Origin of the sequence: Bacillus sp. BD59S, from assembly GCF_007363175.1 — a bacterium.
Classification (GTDB): Bacteria; Bacillota; Bacilli; order Bacillales; family Bacillaceae_G; genus Bacillus_A; species Bacillus_A pacificus.
Genome location: NZ_CP034686.1, coordinates 2,722,325 through 2,739,122, shown reverse-complemented (window position 1 = coordinate 2,739,122; position 16,798 = coordinate 2,722,325). Strand labels below are relative to the sequence as shown.

Here is a 16,798-nt window from a genome sequence, read left to right as displayed (position 1 = left end):
GGATAAAACTATGAAAACAGTATTATTAACAGGATTCGATCCGTTCGGCGGAGAAAGCATTAATCCAGCTTGGGAAGTCGCAAAAAGTTTGCATGAAAAAACAACCGGAGAATACAAGATTATTAGTAAACAAGTACCGACCGTATTTCATAAATCAATCAGCACATTAAAAGAGTATATAGAACAACTAAACCCTGAAATAATTATATGCATCGGACAGGCTGGGGGCAGACCAGATATTACGATAGAACGTGTCGCAATTAATATTGATGATGCAAGAATTGCTGACAATGAAGGGAATCAGCCAGTAGATGTACCAGTTGTAGAAGAAGGACCAGCTGCTCATTGGTCTACGCTTCCGATGAAAGCAATTGTAAAAAGGCTACAAGCAGAGGGTATACCAGCTTCCGTTTCACAAACAGCAGGTACATTTGTTTGTAATCATATATTCTACGGTCTCATGCATGAACTAGAGAGCCATGATAAGAAAATAAAAGGCGGATTTGTTCATATTCCGTTTTTACCAGAGCAAGCGAGCAAATATCCAGGTCAACCAAGTATGTCACTTTCTACTATTCGTAAAGGGATAGAATTGGCGATTGAGATTACGACGACAGTTGAGGTCGATATTGTAGAAATTGGGGGTACGACGCATTAAGTAAGATTCTGAAGTAGTACCGAAGTGCGTATGTAGTTGTTATTTTTGTTTGGAAGAAGCGGATATCGTTAACTTGATAATGATAGGGTACATTGCATATTTTAAATTCTCCCATTTTCATGTATAATTATTCTGGAAATTAGAATTTTTAGAATCGGGGTGGATATCTTGAAAAGTTTTGGTATGTTAGTATTCTCTACTGTGCTTTCAGCGGGGCTATTATATTATAATGCTCAATCTTTTTATAATAGGTTTACTTCTGGAAATACATATTACTGGGTAAACGGTATCCTAGCAGTTATCTTCCTTGTATTCCTGTACAATAACGCAAAAGATATCATCAAGAAAAACTATATAAAATAAGGAAGTTTAAAGAGTTCTTTATACAAAGACAACACCTCCTGTAAACAACTGGTATAATAAGAATAGGAAAATACATAGAGGTGATTTTTGTGCAACAATTTGAAGAAGTACGTTCAATTTTAGAAAAAGCGAAGAAAATTACAGTATTAACAGGTGCTGGTGCAAGTACGGAAAGTGGTATCCCAGATTTTCGTTCAGCAAATGGACTGTATGCTGATGCGAATGTAGAGATGTATTTATCAAGAGGATATTATAATAGAAGTCCGAAAGAATTTTGGAAGCATTATAAAGAAATATTTCAAATCAATACGTTTCATCAATATAAGCCAAATCGTGGACATCGCTTTTTAGCTGAATTAGAAGAACAAGGGAAAGATATTACGATTTTAACGCAAAATATTGACGGTTTACATCAAGTAGGTGGTAGTAAACATGTCATTGATTTACATGGAACACTGCAAACAGCACATTGTCCAAAGTGTAAAGGGAGATATGATTTACAGTACATGATTGATCATGAAGTGCCGCGCTGCGAAAAATGTAATTTCATTTTAAATCCAGACGTTGTTTTATACGGAGATACATTGCCGCAATATCAAAATGCGGTCAAACGTTTATATGAAACAGATGTGCTTATCGTTATGGGAACGTCATTAAAAGTACAGCCTGTTGCTTCATTCCCGCAAATTGCAAAGAGGGAAGTAGGAGCAACAACCATCTTAGTAAATGAAGAGTTAACAGGACAAGAATATAACTTTGACTTTGTTTTTCAAAATAAGATTGGTAAATTTGTTGAGGGATTGTCTTCAAGGAAATAAGTTATCGAAAAAACTGAGGTGTCTGCCTCAGTTTTTTATTTGAGTAATCATTATGTTAAGCAACATGAAAACAGGTCGATAATGTAGTAACCACATCCCTATAACTCATAAAAAAGTGTTTCGTAGGTAAAATGGCAGAGTAAGAAGTAATATTATCTTTAGTGAATACACAATCGTCATACAGTAAGCTAATATGTAGCTGTTGTAAAGGCTCTATTTGATTTTGTTTTAAGTATAAAACTAAGTCATTATAAAGTTGTGTACTATACTCACTTATAGACCACTCTAATGAAAGCTGACCTGCTATGCTAGTCCACCATACTTTAAAACTACATATTAATTCTTTGAATGATTCTTCATTACATAAATCAGCATTAAAAAGATTCTCATAAAAAGTATGATTTTCATCATAAAAAATTTGTGAATCATACTTGTCATTAGCAATTTGTTTGCGAAGTGAAAGCCATAATTCTTTGAAATTCGCTTCAAAGTTAGTAGAGAAATTGAATTGTCTTGCTATGTAAGGAAATCTTAAATTTTCTTTTTTCTCTTTTTGGTTGAGATACATATTTTGAATATAAATCATAAAGTTTAAACAATGTGACGCATTAGTATATATTGTAAATGAATCTGTCATTTCATGTTCTCCTTAGTAATGTCTTTTGTTATTAGTATACAAATAAATGTAAATGAATGGTGTGAAAAAACAATGGAATAAAATCTTTCTTTTAGAATAACATTCATGTTATTCCTTAATAAGGGAATGGTAATAAATAGGATGTAAAATTAAAAAACTGAAAATTAAATCTTTTATTTCTTTTATAATTAATATAAAATTCTATATATATCATATAAATAAATTTGGTACATAATGATTTTCCGTAGAAATGTTAATAGAATGAAGCGAGGGAGCGAAATGAGACAGAAAAAGGAGCAGAAGAAACAATCGAAAAAGAAAAAGACTCATATTCCTTTTCGGTTAAATGTACTATTTTTTATCGTCTTTCTTTTATTTTCAGCTATTATAATTCAATTAGGTAAAGTACAGATCATTGATGGAGAAACGTATAGAAATGAAGTGAACAAAAAGGAAGATGTAACGGTAAGTACACCTGTTCCTAGAGGGAAAATGTTTGATCGACAAGGTCAGGTGATTGTAAATAACAAACCACTACGAACCGTTACATATACAAAAATGAAAGGAGTAGACTCGAAAGAAGTTTTACAAGTAGCAAGACAATTAGCCCAGTTAATTGAAATGTCGCCGGATGATATAGATAAGTTAACAGAAACAGATAAAAAAGATTTTTGGATGCAGTTAAATGAAAAGCGGGCAGCAGCAAAAGTAACGAAAGAAGATGAGAGTAAATTTAGGAAGCAGGAGATAGAAGGGAAAGAATTAGATAAAAAAGTGGAAGAGTTACGTAGGGAAAGAATTACACAAGAAGAATTAAGCGAACTTTCAAAAGAGGATTTAGAAGTACTAGCAATTAAAAGCAAAATGAATGCGGGATATAAAATGACACCGCAAATCGTTAAAAAAGATGTAAGTCAAAATGAATATGCAGTCGTAAGTGAAAGATTGGCAAGCTTGCCTGGAGTAGATACGACAGTAGACTGGGAACGTGAATACCCAAATGATAAAATACTTCGTTCTATCCTTGGTAGCGTTTCTACTGAAAATGAAGGATTGCCAAGAGAACAATTAGATTATTACTTAGTACGTGATTATAACAGAAATGATCGTATTGGTAAGAGTTACATTGAAAAACAATATGAAGATGCACTCCATGGAACGAAAGAACAGACTAGAAGTATTACAGATAAAACAGGAAATGTGATTCGAAATGAAAAAGTGACCGAAGGAAAAAGTGGAAATAATTTAATGTTAACAGTGGATATGGAGTTACAGAAAAAAGTAGAGGAAAGTCTTGAAAAGAATTTACGAGCATTTCATTCTGCAGAGCCGATGATGGATCGTGCATTCGTTGTAATGATGAATCCGAAAAACGGTCAAATTTTATCGATGGCAGGAAAGAAAATTGTAAATAAAGATGGCGGGATGCAAATAGAAGACTACGCGTTAGGAACGATGACAAGTTCTTATGAGTTAGGGTCCACTGTGAAAGGGGCTACATTATTAGCTGGTTATCAAACTGACACAATTAAGCCGTATACGCATTTCTTTGATGCACCCATGTATTTTAAAGGAAGTTCTAAGCCAAAGAAATCGTGGAAAGAATTTGGTGATATTGATGATTTAAGAGCTTTACAAGTTTCATCGAATGTTTACATGTTTAATACAGCATTAAAAATGGCAGGTATAAATTATGTGCCAAACAGTCCATTAGACATTAAACGAGAGACATTTAATACAATGCGCTACTATTTTAGACAATTTGGCTTAGGTGTACCAACAGGTATTGACTTGCCGAATGAATCGATTGGTCAAATGGGTAAAACGGATAACATACCTGGTTTTTTACTTGATTATGCGATTGGACAATACGATACATATACGCCGCTTCAACTTGCTCAATATATGTCAACAATTGCAAACGGCGGTTATCGAATGAAACCGCAAATTGTGCAAGAAGTGAGAGAGCAACCACATAGACCAGAGGATGTTGGAAAAGTTATTCGGTCTATTGAACCAGTCATTTTAAATCGAGTGGATATGAACACATCATACATTAATCATGTAAAAGAAGGGTTTAGAAGGGTTTTTCAAGAGAATGACGGAACTGGTACTGCAACGTTTAAAGGATTACCATATAAACCAGCTGGAAAAACAGGAACAGCTGAAACCGTATATGGTGGGGAAAGTGAAATTGGAAGAGATGAAAATAATAATAGAAAAAAATGTTATAATTTAACTCTTGCCGGTTATGCACCATATGATGCTGATCCAGAAGTAGCTTTTTCAGTTGTTGTACCATGGGTAAATGATGACAAATCAGGAATTAATTCCGCGATTGGTAAAGAGATTTTGGATGCGTATTTTGAATTGAAAACGAAAAGATCGGGTGGAAATCCAGTCCCAGTAGAGCAGCCGAACAAGGCACAGTAAAAATAATATCACTGCATTGAGACTTATGGTGCAGTGATATATTTTTTGATTTAAAAAGCGTTTGAATAAGGTGGGAATGGATATGAAACAAGAGATTAAGAGAGGTTGGGGGAAATACATACTCTTCGTGTTTGTTTTGGTCGTAGCCTATCATTCTTTTACTTTATGTAAAGTGGAAGGGAAATCGATGCAACCGACTTTATATGAAGAAGACTACGTATTTGTAAATAAAGCAGCCGTACACTTTTCCGATTTAGAGCATGGAGAAATTGTCATTATAAAGGAAGAGGATGAATCAAAATATTATGTGAAACGAGTAATAGGACTTCCTGGTGACGTAATTAACATAACGAATGGATCCGTATATGTGAATGATAAAAAACAAGAAGAACCGTATACAAATAAAGATTTGTTCAATAATACGCAAGTGTTTTATAACTTTCAAAAGACAAAAATCCCGCCAAATAAGTTATTTGTAATGGGAGATAATCGTGGACTTAGTAGAGATAGTCGAAACGGCTTAGGATATATTGAAGAAGATAATATAATAGGAAAAGTGGAATTTGTATATTATCCTTTTTCCAAAATGAAGATTATCAAATAAGTGGGGAGTTACAAAAAACCACTTATTAACGTTTCACTTTACTCCGCTATTTGCCGGGCAGTAAGACCCCCACTTCAAAGTTCAGCGAAAACAAAGAAGTTAGGTGGGGGGGCGGGCTGTCCATAAAAGCCCGATTGGTGAGGGCTAATAATCCGTGGGGATGAATCCCTCACTGATTAAAGTTTCACTTTATCTTTTTTAAAAAACCTTTTGGGTTAAATGATATGAAAAACTTATGCTTAGATTCATCGATTATGAAATTATTATTTTTGGCTAAAAATTCTTCCACAGCTTCCATTGGACCAGGTCCCCAATCGGGAGAAACAGGATTTCCATTAATAGATGTATCTTCAACAATAATATAACTACCTTTAGTAACGATAGATTTATAAAGCAACAATTCTTTTGCTACATGCTCTTTACTATGATCAGAATCTAAAATAACTAAAATTACATCATTAGGTTTGCGCATACTTAATATTGTTTGCACAGCGGTTACTGAAACAGAGGAAGCTGTTACATACGTAATGCGATCATGGGATGGCCGATTTGGTTGTGGAAATATATCAATAGTAAGAACGTGACCTTTTCCAATTAAATCTAATATAGAAGCTAAATATAGTGCGCTACCACCATAACAAGTGCCACATTCAATAATTAAATCGGGTTTTAATTCGTAAATCATTTCTTGATACAAAAATAGATCAGAAGGAAGTTTGAGAATGGGGACTCCAAGCCAATGTGTATCATATAACCAGACTCGACTATCGTAAAATTGTTTTAAAAATTCGCTGCTTATGTTATCGATTTTGAACACTCCTTTCTGAAACGAAAGTTGTACAATATATTATGTGAAATATAATTGTAAGGAGAATGTTTTTTAATAAAAATGAGCAAAATATCTCATTAAAAACCAATTGTTTGTATAATAAAAAACCTTTTGCAGGAAGTTACAGTTTTAATCTGTAAATGAAGGGAAAAGGAAAGGAGATGAACATATGTATAAGTACACAATTTGTTTCATTAGAAAGGGAAATAAAATACTCTTATTGAATAGAAACAAAAAGCCGAATATGGGAATGTGGAATGGTGTTGGTGGAAAAATTGAAGATAATGAAACGCCATATGAAGGAATAATTAGAGAAACGCTTGAGGAAACAGGCATAGATCTTCCACGTGTAACGTATAAAGGGAATGTAGTTTTTAAAAGCAAGGACGAGCCGCTAGGTAGTGAAGGAATGTACGTATTCCTTGCTGACCTGCCAGCTGGAGTACATATGGACACGCCATTAAGTACGGTGGAAGGATTATTAGAATGGAAAGAAATTGATTGGATATTAAATAAGGATAATAGAGGTATAGTTAGCAATTTACCAAAATACTTACCAATAGTATTAACAGCAGAAAATAAATTAGAGCATATATTCACATATGATAACCGGAATATTATTAATTACACAACTTCATTTTTGACAGAAGATGATGTAAACAAACGGTATATAAAAAGATCAATTTCATACTCTAATTGATAAAATATTTTAAAGAGCAATCAGTATTTTTATGCTGATCACTTTCATTATATATGTGAGGTGATGATATGTTCCAGAAATACAATTCATTGGTCGTAATCGTCATATGTACGATGTTCCTTTTTGTAGCCTGTTCTAAAAGTGATACAGAACTTAAAGACATTCAAAAAGTAGATTACCTCGTATCCTATTCAAATGCAATGAAAGCCGGTGGTTACATATATGCATATGATAAGAAGGGAAATGAGATTAGTAAAATAGAAGTAGATGGCCAAAGTATAATGAGTAATGCAAAAGGTGGGGAGGGGTACTACTTCTCATCAAATAGAAATAACAATCATTATGTAATTGATAAGACCGGTAAGATGCAAGAAATCAATAGACCGAAACAATTAAAAGATGTAAACGCAGGGGCATATTTCATCCATGCGGAGCAAGGATATGTATATTATGATGTGAACATTGGGCTGGTAGACGAAAAGAAAGGATATACAAGTGAACTCGTATATTGGAAAGAGAATGATAAAAGGCAAGAAAGTGTAGAACTGAAGGGGACAATTCAAGGAGCGCATATTATTGAGAATCATATATACGCCTTTTCACAAACGCTAGACAAAGTATATATTTCAGAAATAGATTTGATCACAAATAAAAAAACAAACGAATTTGAAATTCCTAATGAAAATGTGTATTTTGCACCAACTGCTCAAAAAATAATGTTTCAAAAGTATAAAGATAAATTATTATTCGTACTAAGTGATAATGTAAATCAAAAGTTACCACCTAAATTAATTATGGTAAATATGAAGACTAGAGTAGTAGAAAAAGAAACGATATTAGACGAAAAACAATTCATACCTGTTCTTCTGCAGGTGATTGATAATAAGGTGTATGTTTTAAATCATGATGAGAAAATGAAAGAGTTAGATGAGAATTTGAACATCATAGGTACATATTCATTACAAAGTGACAAAAATACAAAAATCAATAGAGAGGGCAAAGGGATTTCTGATATACAAGTACATGGTAATAAGGTGTATATCTTATACAAAGATATGAATCCAAAGAGTAAAACGAAACAATTGATAGCTGAAATTGAAGGGTATGATCTGTTAACTGGAGCTAGTATTGAAAAGACTACGTTAAAATTAGATGGAAAATGGGATGATATTACTTTTTTCGTATTGAAAGAGTAAATAAAATGATATGAAGGAGATAACTTAAATTAGGGCACTCAAAGCGAGGAAGAACTAAATAAAGCTTTCGAGGCAGCTAAAGCAATCCTAGAAATAGAGGGTATGGCCAGCATAAAAAAATAGCTAAATTTGTAAAAGGAAAGTTAGCTGGAAAGATAACGTACGAGCAGCCTATTACATTAGCTGATGCGATTGCAAGACGTGGACGTACTTAACAATCTAGAAACCACCACAAAATTTTTAAAAATAAACGGGGAAAAAGAGATGGTAGACCCATCTCTCAGGCTGTAGAAAAACTATTTTTGTAGAGTTCGGATACTAAAAAATAGTTTTTCTCTTGTTTTACCGAGAATTTATCCAACAATATATATACGTAGTACGTTCTATGCTACAATTTACTATAAGTGAGGAAGGAAGGTGTCTTATGAAAATATCCGTTTATGTTGCAAGTGCATTTAGCAAGGATCATAAAGGCGGAAATAAAGCAGGAGTGGTATTTATGGAGAATACATTGACCACTACTCAAAAAATGGCAATAGCCAAACAACTGGGCTATGCGGAAACCGCATTTATATCAGAATCTGAAGTTGCTGATTATAAAATTGAGTATTTTACACCAAAAGAGGAAGTTGATTTATGTGGTCATGCCACAATTGGCTCTTTCGCGATACTGATGCATGTAAATAAACTTTTCAAGAATCGCTATACGATTGAAACGAACAGCGGTGTTCTTACTATTACCATAAAAGATGACATCATATTCATGGAACAAAATGAACCGATATTCTATGATGTTATATCTTCAAATGAGTTTATCGACTGCTTTGACATTGAAGATATAGACAATACATACCCAATTCAAATTGTCTCTACGGGCTTAAAAGATATTTTAATTCCTATAAAAAGCGAAACACAATTACATACACTGCAACCTAATTTTGAAAAAATTAAAGAAATTAGCGAGTACTATAATGTTGTCGGGATGCACCTATATACTTTTAATGACAATCGAATAATATGCAGAAACTTTGCTCCACTATATGATATCAACGAAGAAGCAGCCACTGGAACTTCAAACGGTGCATTAGCTTGCTACCTTTATGAACAGCGCTACCTACAAAAAGAAGTCTATGTATTTGAACAAGGTTATTCTTTACACTCGCCTTCTGAAATATTAGTTAAATTAGCAACCGATAGCAAGAATAAAATAGAAAAAGTTTATGTTGGTGGTAAAGGCTATTACTGTGAAACGAAGTGTTTAAATATAGAAAATATTGAGTGAAAAAAAGAGATGGTAGATCCATCTCTTTTTCATATGCTTCATGATTAACTGCGAATCGCCTTAATCAGAAAACGATGTTGCGTCACATCAAAATACCCTTTTTGTAAGATGACTTCATGTATACGATATAATTCCTCATAATACCTTTCGACAGTAAAATTAGGAATTTGCCACGGAATCGCTTTTAAATAATAGACAATCGCACCAATGTCGTAAAAGCGTTGAAAAGGGAACTCTTCTTTTTCTTCTAAAATAGTAAATCCATTTTCCTTTAACTCACTACATGCTGTTTCAAGAGACCAACTTGCAAATTCGTTATTAAGCGGTGCGTTAAACTGCCCATTTAGTTCCGCACAATCAAGACCACCAACTTGTTGTGTAAGGAAAATTCCATTTGGAGAAAGGGTTCTGTTTACCTCAGAGGCAGCATATGCTTCATGTTGATTTAGGATTAAATCAAACTGCCCATCTTGAAATGGTAATGCAGTATCATCAGTTACTTCTAAAACAGTAACTCCTAAAGGCTCTAATTTGTTTCGAGCAATTGGCACATTTGGAGCATAACCCTCAGTCGTATAAATATTTGACGGGTACGGTTGTAACATAGATAAAAACTCTCCGCCGCCAGTTCCCATATCGAGCATTGATTCTGCACGTTGCATAAGCTGGAAAGCGGTGCTGCCGTATGACCACGATAAAGGCTCGCTCTTCATTCGACCCGTTTCTGAAATGAAAGAAAAATCCCAGCCACTAAAATTTGTATTGGCGCTTTCTAATAAAGTTAAAAATAATGGATCACGTTTCATAATTTTGTCCTCCTGTTTTTCAATGAATAATATGATGAGAAAAGAAAAAAGGAGGACCTCTTATGAATGAGAAGCGGTTTTATGTTTCGTGTTCGAATAGATTCATATAGATTCGCTCCTTGTGAGAATGGTTATTTATATATTCGGCATTATAGAGTGAAAATCCTTTGAACTTACATGGGAAGGTGTTGTTTAATGAAGAACTGGATGGAGTTTACAGACAAAGAGGATGATCGAATTTGGAACAAGTTATATAGTGAACTTGAGTTTTCGCCAAGTGTTTCTACATTTCCATCATTTAAGGTGCCAAGTCCTTTTATTACATATAATATTTCTCATTACTTTGGAGAATCGGTAGATTTAGATGTGTATGAAGATTTGGAAGATAAAGCGTTACAAGTGTTTAAGGAAAATACAGCATCGAATGAATATATAATGGCACTAGATTGGCAACATGAGTGTTATTGGGTGAATCCTCACTTAGAGTTTGAAAGAAATGAATTTGATGAGTGGATTATACCAATATTTCCGAATGGAGATTACTACTTTTTTATTCAGAAGGACTTTAAGTGGGGTTATTTAGGTCATCCTTGGGAGAAGAGTATAACGATATTTGGAAAAGGACTAATAGAAAGTTTTGAACGAAATAAGCCGGAAATGTTTCAAAATATTTTAAGGCAAGGATAATGTTTGGGAGAGAAAAAGTCCTTATACTTCATTTTTGAAGTATAAGGACTTTTTATTTAAAATACTCAAAAAGAAAAATCTTGTGGTAAAGTACCATTTTTAATAATCGTTCGTAACCCATGTTTTATAATCCAAGAATTAACAGGATGCTGTTTATCACGCAATTGCTGCAACCATTGAAAAACAAGTTCTTTATCTTCTTTCGTAATATCATTAATATGATTGGCTACAGATTTTTGAACATATTTAGAAGGGTCATTCATTAAAGGCTCAAGAAGCTGTAAATTGTACTTAAAGTCACCTTTCAGAGCTCCTATTTTTTTAGCCCAAGGAAGCCTTGGTCTTGTACCTTCAGAAACTAATCTTCTAATGTGGCTGTCCTCGTCATGAATCCACTGTTGTAATATATTTAGTGTGTCTTCATGGTATGTTTCAAGAAAAGGCCGAATGGCATATTCAGCAGTATTCCGTTTCGTTATTTCATACATGGCGTTGAATGAGGTTTCAAAGTCGTTAAGCCCATATTTTTCAACGTATTTTGCAATAGGCATGTACATATATCCATTTGTAAATGTGCCTACTTCTGTTGTATTCTCTGGCCCCAATGTTTTCAGTAATATATGTATGGATGCATTAAAATCTTTTTGTAAAGTATTGTGTAATTCATCTGCAATTACTTCAATACGCTGCTTTAACTCTAAATTTTTAACTTTACATGTTACGGAAGATACAAAGTTTCTTTTAGAGAAAGTAGGATCGTGTTTACAAATAGAATCAGCCATTTTTTCTGCAAATTCTTCGTTAAACAAAAATTTTAACGAAACATATTTACTCATTTTTTCACCTCGGTGGTCAAATAAAAACAATCTTTATTTTTTAATCGACAACCCATAAACTAAAGTCTCACTCGGAGTCGTAATACTAAAACCAGTCGTCTTATAATCAAGTTTCACCGTATCACCAGTGTAGTCTTTCGTAAATGAATCCATTTGTACGGTAAAATTAGCATCTTCATATACAACGTCATCTGCGTTATATGTATCCCAAATTAAATCGACATCAACGAAAATACTACAAGAGTTTGTCATTATCCCTCTAATGCGAATGATCTTTTTGTCTTCACGTTCTAATCTATGTATAGCTGTTTTTGCTTCATCAGTAATGCGAATGTTCATGGTATCCCAACCTTTATTTATATTTCTTCTATTATGGCAAAAACAGGAGCAATAGGGAAGCAAAGAGGTTTGGAACAAAAAACGAGCAAACAAATTTGTTTGCTCATTTCACTTTATTTTAGTTCACATTTATCAAGTGGAATCACTTTCGTTTTTTTCGTAAATTTATATCCTAACCAAAGTACTAAGAAGAGTGGTAAACCGATGTACGAAACGAGTACACCATTCCAATCGATTGATTCGCCCATAAATGCGCCGTAGTTTTGTCCTAAAATTACGATAATACAAAGCGTAAATGCGAAGAGTGGACCGAATGGGAACCATTTTGCTCTATAAGGTAAGTCATTTAAATCTTTTCCTTGTGCAATATATGCTTTACGGAAACGGTAATGACTAATTGCGATTCCAACCCAAGCGATAAAGCCAGACATTCCTGATGCATTTAATAACCAAATGTATACAACACCGTCACCGAATAGAGAAGCAATGAAAGCGATACTACCGACAATTGATGTTACGATTAATGCGTTAACAGGTACGCCGCGGCTATCTAATTTACCAAGAAACTTTGGTGCTTTCCCTTGGCGAGCTAAGTCCCAAAGCATACGAGTTGATGCATACATACCAGAGTTACCAGCAGAAAGTACTGCCGTTAAAATAACAGCGTTCATAACAGAAGCAGCAAAGGCAACGCCTGCTTTTTCAAAAATAAGTGTAAATGGACTTACTGTTACATCACTTGCGGCAAGGCTTTCAGTTGTATAAGGAATTAATAAACCGATAACGAGAATCGCAAGGATATAGAATAAGAGAATACGCCAAAAGATCGAACGAATTGCTTTCGGAATATTACGCTCTGGATCAGATGTTTCACCAGCAGCTACACCTAATAATTCTGTTCCTTGGAATGAGAAACCAGCTGCCATAAATACACCGATAATTGCCATGATACCACCGTTAAATGGTGCATCTGCAACAGTGAAGTTTTTGAAGCCAACAGTTTCGCCACCCATAATTCCGAAAATCATCATAAAGCCGACAATTAAAAAGATAATAATAGTAACTACTTTAATAAGTGCGAACCAATATTCAGATTCACCAAACCCTTTAACAGATAAGTAGTTTAAAAGGAAAATAATAGCTAAACATAATCCGCTCCAAATGAGGGAAGGAGTATCTGGAAACCAAAATTTCATAATTAATGTTACAGCCGCTAGTTCAGCAGCGATAGTAATTGCCCAGTTATACCAATAGTTCCATCCAAGTGCAAACCCAAGTGATGGATCAACAAATTTTGTTGCGTACGTGCTAAAAGATCCAGTAACAGGCATATAAGCTGCGAGTTCAGCTAGGCTTGTCATTAAAAAGTAAACCATAATTCCAATTGCGGCGTATGCAATTAATGCGCCACCAGGTCCAGCTGAATGGATGACACCACCGCTGGCAAGAAATAGTCCGGTACCAATTGTACCGCCGAGAGAAATCATCGTAAGGTGCCGAGATTTTAGACCGCGTCTTAATTCACCTTTTCCTTTTGTAGTTTCTGTTTTAGAGGTAGCTTGATTCGTTGCGCTATTCATGTTCAACACTCCTTTTCTTGTAAGATAGGAAGGAGCGGGGGAGAAAAATACAAAAAACCGCCAAAGGAATTTGGCGGAACGTTTCACAAATAACCACCCCATCATACCCTTCCGTTAAGATAGCACCCCACGTTTACACGGTAATTTTGTAAACGTGACAGTTCTGTTCCTTTCGGAGACAGCCCCAGCTCATATTTCCAGAGAAGAAATAGAAACTTCGGCAACTTTTCCTTTCAAACGGAGTCGGTGACATTCTCTGTGTCTCGTCCGTTTTACTCTTAAAAGTCGCAACCTCTACCTCATCGGATTGATGAGGATTTGATATATTGCTAAGATTTTTAATATATGGCAATTGTAATGACTTTCTGAATATATTGCAAGATTTTTTGTTAGGAAAAGTCAAAAAATATCGGTTATTGTTTAGGAAACGCTTGCAAAACTCCGTCCGAACCTACTGTTATGTAACAAAAAACAAAGAAATAAATTGTTATACAAATGTTTCGCAAAAAATATTAAAAAACCCTTCAAAAATAAAAGAAAATTCAGAAAATATAATTCGACATTCATAATAAAGTCATATTTTTTGTTATAATTAAAGTAAAGCTTAAGTAAAAAGGGGAAATCAATATGAAATTAGAAACAGAAAGACTCTATATAGTGCCGTGTACAGAAGAAAGGATGCACGTCGCTAACGAGCAAGGATTTAATAGTGGTCCACATATTGTAGGGCATGTAGAAACTGTAAAACAAGATGTGGCTTTATTACCTTGGGGGGCGTGGTATGTTATTCGAAAAGAAGATGACATCGTTCTAGGTGATATAGGGTTTAAAGGGAAACCGAACGAGAAACATACAGTAGAAGTTGGTTACGGTTTTATTGAGAAATATTGGAATAAAGGGTATGCGACAGAAGCTGTAAGAGAATTAATAAATTGGGCTTTTCAAACAGGACAGGTAGAAACGATTATTGCAGAGACACTTCTTGATAATATTAGCTCGATTCGTGTATTAGAGAAATTACATATGAAAAGAGTGGGTACTACAGAAACAATGATTAATTGGAAATTAGAAAAATAAAAAATACCGCTCGAAGTATATCGGGCGGTATTTTTTTCGTTAAGGTAGCATTTGCTTTTGATCATTCGGATATCCGGTGGTCGATGCGTTAGAACGATTAGAATGATTGCGAACAGCAATGAAAATAGCAATAATAACGACAAGACCAATTGCCACGTAAGAAAGTGAAATAATCGTTGGATCCACTTTAAATGTAGTAAGTAGTGTACGAATGTTTGTAAAGATAATAAGGCCACCAACTAATACGCCAAGTAAATGAGAAGGAACGATGCGCACTAACCATGCAGCGATTGGAGCTGCGACAATACCGCCAAGCATTAACGAAAATACCCAAACCCAACTTACTTGTTCCCAGCCGAGTGAGATGAAGAAACCAATTGTTGCAGCGAGTGAGACAGGAAACTCACTCGTATCTACAGATCCGATAACTTTTCTAGCTTCATTTCCTCTTGCTAAAAGTACAGGTGTCGTAATCGGACCCCAGCCACCACCACCAGTTGAATCAACGAATCCAGCAAATAAGCCAAGCGGAACAAGTTGTTTAGCCGACATACGTTTATTTGAAGTAACAACTTGTTTTTGAATAACGAATCGTAATAAAATATAAACCCCTAAAGTAAATAAAAATACAGAAATGTATGGTTTAATGACATCCCCAGGTAAATTGCTTAAAAAACATGCCCCAACAAATGCGCCAATTGCTCCTGGTAATGTAAGCCTGGAAACGGTATATTTATCAACGTTTCCAAATTTGATGTGAGATGCACCAGAAGCGGCGGTTGTAACGACTTCAGCTAAATGAACAGAAGCGGAAGCTACAGCCGGTGCGATACCAAACATTAATAATAGTGAGGTAGATGTTACCCCATACGCCATTCCAAGTGCTCCATCAATCAATTGAGCGAAAAATCCAATAATAGCAAAGACAATTAATTTCTGCATAAATTATCCCCCTGTAATAATAAATGAAAAAGGCACTTTTCCCGTATGAGAAAAGTGCCTTTGGTTTTTCCAATCAGCAATAATTAAATTTGTTTTATTATAATACATATTAATCGTATAAATCAACTAGGTTTTAAAGTTTTTTAAATTGAATGAAAGAAAAATAAAATATACAATAAAAGGATGGAGAGAAAGGGGAGAAAGACATGTTACGATTTGATCATCTTGTACATGCGGTGAATTGTACACCGAAGGAAGCAGCAAAACAAATGCAGGAGCGTGGATTTCATACTACACTAGGCGGAGAGCATACAAATTGGGGTACTTGCAATAGTTTATGTTATTTTGATTTATCATATATAGAATTTCTGGCAGTTCAGCATGAAGAAAAAGCGAAGAAAGCAGACAATCCATTAGTACAAGAAACGGTAGTGAAATTACAAGACGGAGAAGGAATGCTTCAAATCGCAATTCGAACAGATGCAATTGAAGAGCTAGCAGTAAAGTTTAGTAAGCATGGTTTACATACGATAGGACCATTTGAAGGGAAACGTATGAGAAAAGATGGTCGCCTTTTAGAATGGAAAATGTTATTTGTAAAGCAAGAAGAGAACGGACCGAAATTACCTTTCTTTATACATTGGAATGAAACAGATGAAGAAAGAAGAAACGATTTACGTAACATTGGCACAATCACGGAACATAAAAACAACGTACAACAAATTGAAACGATTCATTACGCAGTGAAAAATGTTCGAGAAACGTTGCGAATATGGAAAGAAGTAATGGAGCTAACTGCAGGCTCAGTCGTGAAAAATGATGAATGGAATGCTGAATGTCAAAGTGTATCATTTGGTGACATTCATGTGCAGTTTTGTGAGCCGATTGGAGAAGGTCTAGTGCAAGAATACCTAAAGAATCATGGCGAATATCCATTTGCAGTCGAGTTTAAAGGGGAAAATAAACGAGGGCATGAAGTGTTAGGTAGTTTGTATATATATTAATAGAGGT

General features: G+C 34.6%; 18 protein-coding genes and 1 riboswitch. Of the genes, 11 read left to right on the top strand and 7 right to left on the bottom strand.

All coding sequences use genetic code 11. The features are described from left to right. Window positions 1-10: 10 nt before the first annotated feature. The 3 genes from pcp (at window position 11) to EKQ63_RS16220 (ending at window position 1,839) form a co-directional block, all read left to right on the top strand. On the top strand, window positions 11-658 hold the full coding sequence (gene pcp, locus EKQ63_RS16230; RefSeq protein ID WP_143881268.1) for a pyroglutamyl-peptidase I: 648 nt from the start codon (window positions 11-13) through the stop codon (window positions 656-658). Between the two features lie 168 nt (window positions 659-826). After that, window positions 827-1,021: a hypothetical protein gene (locus EKQ63_RS16225; RefSeq protein ID WP_048547791.1), complete on the top strand. Its 195-nt coding sequence runs from the start codon at window positions 827-829 to the stop codon at window positions 1,019-1,021. Between the two features lie 89 nt (window positions 1,022-1,110). Continuing rightward, a complete protein-coding gene (locus EKQ63_RS16220) occupies window positions 1,111-1,839 on the top strand; it encodes an NAD-dependent protein deacylase (protein ID WP_143881267.1) in 729 nt (242 codons plus the stop codon). 55 nt (window positions 1,840-1,894) lie between these two features. Here EKQ63_RS16220 and EKQ63_RS16215 read toward each other — a convergent pair whose 3' ends face one another. Continuing rightward, on the bottom strand, window positions 1,895-2,476 hold the full coding sequence (locus EKQ63_RS16215) for a hypothetical protein (RefSeq protein ID WP_143881266.1): 582 nt from the start codon (window positions 2,474-2,476) through the stop codon (window positions 1,895-1,897). A 279-nt stretch (window positions 2,477-2,755) separates the two neighbouring features. On the opposite strand from EKQ63_RS16215, the gene EKQ63_RS16210 reads away from it, so the two are divergent. Both EKQ63_RS16210 and lepB read left to right on the top strand, forming a co-directional pair. Continuing rightward, window positions 2,756-4,909, top strand: coding sequence for a peptidoglycan D,D-transpeptidase FtsI family protein (locus EKQ63_RS16210; RefSeq protein ID WP_087953235.1), 2,154 nt, complete (start codon window positions 2,756-2,758; stop codon window positions 4,907-4,909). Window positions 4,910-4,991: 82 nt separating this feature from the next. Then, a complete protein-coding gene (gene lepB / locus EKQ63_RS16205; RefSeq protein ID WP_087953236.1) occupies window positions 4,992-5,513 on the top strand; it encodes a signal peptidase I in 522 nt (173 codons plus the stop codon). A 184-nt stretch (window positions 5,514-5,697) separates the two neighbouring features. On the opposite strand, the gene EKQ63_RS16200 is transcribed toward lepB, so the two are convergent. Beyond that, window positions 5,698-6,330 (bottom strand): CmcI family methyltransferase, encoded by a 633-nt coding sequence (locus tag EKQ63_RS16200; RefSeq protein ID WP_087953237.1) that lies wholly within the window; start codon window positions 6,328-6,330, stop codon window positions 5,698-5,700. 181 nt (window positions 6,331-6,511) lie between these two features. Here EKQ63_RS16200 and EKQ63_RS16195 point away from each other — a divergent pair, with 181 nt between their 5' ends. From EKQ63_RS16195 to EKQ63_RS16185, 3 genes are all read left to right on the top strand, one after another. After that, window positions 6,512-7,042, top strand: coding sequence for an NUDIX hydrolase (locus EKQ63_RS16195; RefSeq protein WP_088327551.1), 531 nt, complete (start codon window positions 6,512-6,514; stop codon window positions 7,040-7,042). Between the two features lie 68 nt (window positions 7,043-7,110). Then, window positions 7,111-8,238, top strand: coding sequence for a hypothetical protein (locus EKQ63_RS16190; RefSeq protein ID WP_143881265.1), 1,128 nt, complete (start codon window positions 7,111-7,113; stop codon window positions 8,236-8,238). A gap of 424 nt (window positions 8,239-8,662) precedes the next feature. Continuing rightward, on the top strand, window positions 8,663-9,520 hold the full coding sequence (locus EKQ63_RS16185; RefSeq protein WP_087997140.1) for a PhzF family phenazine biosynthesis protein: 858 nt from the start codon (window positions 8,663-8,665) through the stop codon (window positions 9,518-9,520). 44 nt (window positions 9,521-9,564) lie between these two features. Here EKQ63_RS16185 and EKQ63_RS16180 read toward each other — a convergent pair whose 3' ends face one another. Continuing rightward, window positions 9,565-10,326: a class I SAM-dependent methyltransferase gene (locus EKQ63_RS16180; protein WP_143881264.1), complete on the bottom strand. Its 762-nt coding sequence runs from the start codon at window positions 10,324-10,326 to the stop codon at window positions 9,565-9,567. Window positions 10,327-10,521: 195 nt separating this feature from the next. Here EKQ63_RS16180 and EKQ63_RS16175 point away from each other — a divergent pair, with 195 nt between their 5' ends. Beyond that, window positions 10,522-11,013 carry a DUF2716 domain-containing protein gene (locus tag EKQ63_RS16175; protein WP_087953242.1) on the top strand — a complete coding sequence of 164 codons (492 nt, stop codon included), beginning with the start codon at window positions 10,522-10,524 and terminating at the stop codon, window positions 11,011-11,013. A 65-nt stretch (window positions 11,014-11,078) separates the two neighbouring features. Here the strand turns inward: EKQ63_RS16175 and EKQ63_RS16170 are convergent, their stop codons facing one another. The 3 genes from EKQ63_RS16170 to EKQ63_RS16160 all read right to left on the bottom strand — a co-directional run bounded on the left by EKQ63_RS16170 (window position 11,079) and on the right by EKQ63_RS16160 (window position 13,768). Next, window positions 11,079-11,849, bottom strand: coding sequence for a DNA alkylation repair protein (locus EKQ63_RS16170; protein ID WP_088327548.1), 771 nt, complete (start codon window positions 11,847-11,849; stop codon window positions 11,079-11,081). A gap of 33 nt (window positions 11,850-11,882) precedes the next feature. Continuing rightward, on the bottom strand, window positions 11,883-12,188 hold the full coding sequence (locus tag EKQ63_RS16165) for an iron-sulfur cluster biosynthesis family protein (protein ID WP_140168747.1): 306 nt from the start codon (window positions 12,186-12,188) through the stop codon (window positions 11,883-11,885). A 113-nt stretch (window positions 12,189-12,301) separates the two neighbouring features. Then, entirely contained in the window at window positions 12,302-13,768 is a 1,467-nt protein-coding gene (locus EKQ63_RS16160) for an amino acid permease (protein ID WP_088327547.1), read from the bottom strand. Between the two features lie 112 nt (window positions 13,769-13,880). Then, a riboswitch (Lysine riboswitch) is annotated at window positions 13,881-14,073 on the bottom strand. A gap of 322 nt (window positions 14,074-14,395) precedes the next feature. Between EKQ63_RS16160 and EKQ63_RS16155 the strand changes: the two genes are divergently transcribed. Then, the gene (locus tag EKQ63_RS16155) at window positions 14,396-14,845 is read left to right on the top strand and encodes a GNAT family N-acetyltransferase (protein WP_087953246.1); all 450 of its coding nucleotides are present in this window, start codon (window positions 14,396-14,398) and stop codon (window positions 14,843-14,845) included. Window positions 14,846-14,884: 39 nt separating this feature from the next. On the opposite strand, the gene EKQ63_RS16150 is transcribed toward EKQ63_RS16155, so the two are convergent. Then, on the bottom strand, window positions 14,885-15,787 hold the full coding sequence (locus EKQ63_RS16150) for a sulfite exporter TauE/SafE family protein (RefSeq protein ID WP_143881263.1): 903 nt from the start codon (window positions 15,785-15,787) through the stop codon (window positions 14,885-14,887). Window positions 15,788-15,993: 206 nt separating this feature from the next. Between EKQ63_RS16150 and EKQ63_RS16145 the strand changes: the two genes are divergently transcribed. After that, a complete protein-coding gene (locus tag EKQ63_RS16145) occupies window positions 15,994-16,791 on the top strand; it encodes a VOC family protein (protein ID WP_087953248.1) in 798 nt (265 codons plus the stop codon). Window positions 16,792-16,798 lie beyond the last annotated feature (7 nt).

Bases quoted from the DNA above. Each gene is read 5' to 3' on its own strand.
- pcp (WP_143881268.1), top strand. From the start codon at position 11: ATGAAAACAGTATTATTAACAGGATTCGATCCGTTCGGCGGAGAAAGC.
- EKQ63_RS16215 (WP_143881266.1), bottom strand. From the start codon at position 2,476: ATGACAGATTCATTTACAATATATACTAATGCGTCACATTGTTTAAAC.
- EKQ63_RS16210 (WP_087953235.1), top strand. From the start codon at position 2,756: ATGAGACAGAAAAAGGAGCAGAAGAAACAATCGAAAAAGAAAAAGACT.
- lepB (WP_087953236.1), top strand. From the start codon at position 4,992: ATGAAACAAGAGATTAAGAGAGGTTGGGGGAAATACATACTCTTCGTG.
- EKQ63_RS16195 (WP_088327551.1), top strand. From the start codon at position 6,512: ATGTATAAGTACACAATTTGTTTCATTAGAAAGGGAAATAAAATACTC.
- EKQ63_RS16190 (WP_143881265.1), top strand. From the start codon at position 7,111: ATGTTCCAGAAATACAATTCATTGGTCGTAATCGTCATATGTACGATG.
- EKQ63_RS16185 (WP_087997140.1), top strand. From the start codon at position 8,663: ATGAAAATATCCGTTTATGTTGCAAGTGCATTTAGCAAGGATCATAAA.
- EKQ63_RS16180 (WP_143881264.1), bottom strand. From the start codon at position 10,326: ATGAAACGTGATCCATTATTTTTAACTTTATTAGAAAGCGCCAATACA.
- EKQ63_RS16175 (WP_087953242.1), top strand. From the start codon at position 10,522: ATGAAGAACTGGATGGAGTTTACAGACAAAGAGGATGATCGAATTTGG.
- EKQ63_RS16170 (WP_088327548.1), bottom strand. From the start codon at position 11,849: ATGAGTAAATATGTTTCGTTAAAATTTTTGTTTAACGAAGAATTTGCA.
- EKQ63_RS16165 (WP_140168747.1), bottom strand. From the start codon at position 12,188: ATGAACATTCGCATTACTGATGAAGCAAAAACAGCTATACATAGATTA.
- EKQ63_RS16160 (WP_088327547.1), bottom strand. From the start codon at position 13,768: ATGAATAGCGCAACGAATCAAGCTACCTCTAAAACAGAAACTACAAAA.
- EKQ63_RS16155 (WP_087953246.1), top strand. From the start codon at position 14,396: ATGAAATTAGAAACAGAAAGACTCTATATAGTGCCGTGTACAGAAGAA.
- EKQ63_RS16150 (WP_143881263.1), bottom strand. From the start codon at position 15,787: ATGCAGAAATTAATTGTCTTTGCTATTATTGGATTTTTCGCTCAATTG.
- EKQ63_RS16145 (WP_087953248.1), top strand. From the start codon at position 15,994: ATGTTACGATTTGATCATCTTGTACATGCGGTGAATTGTACACCGAAG.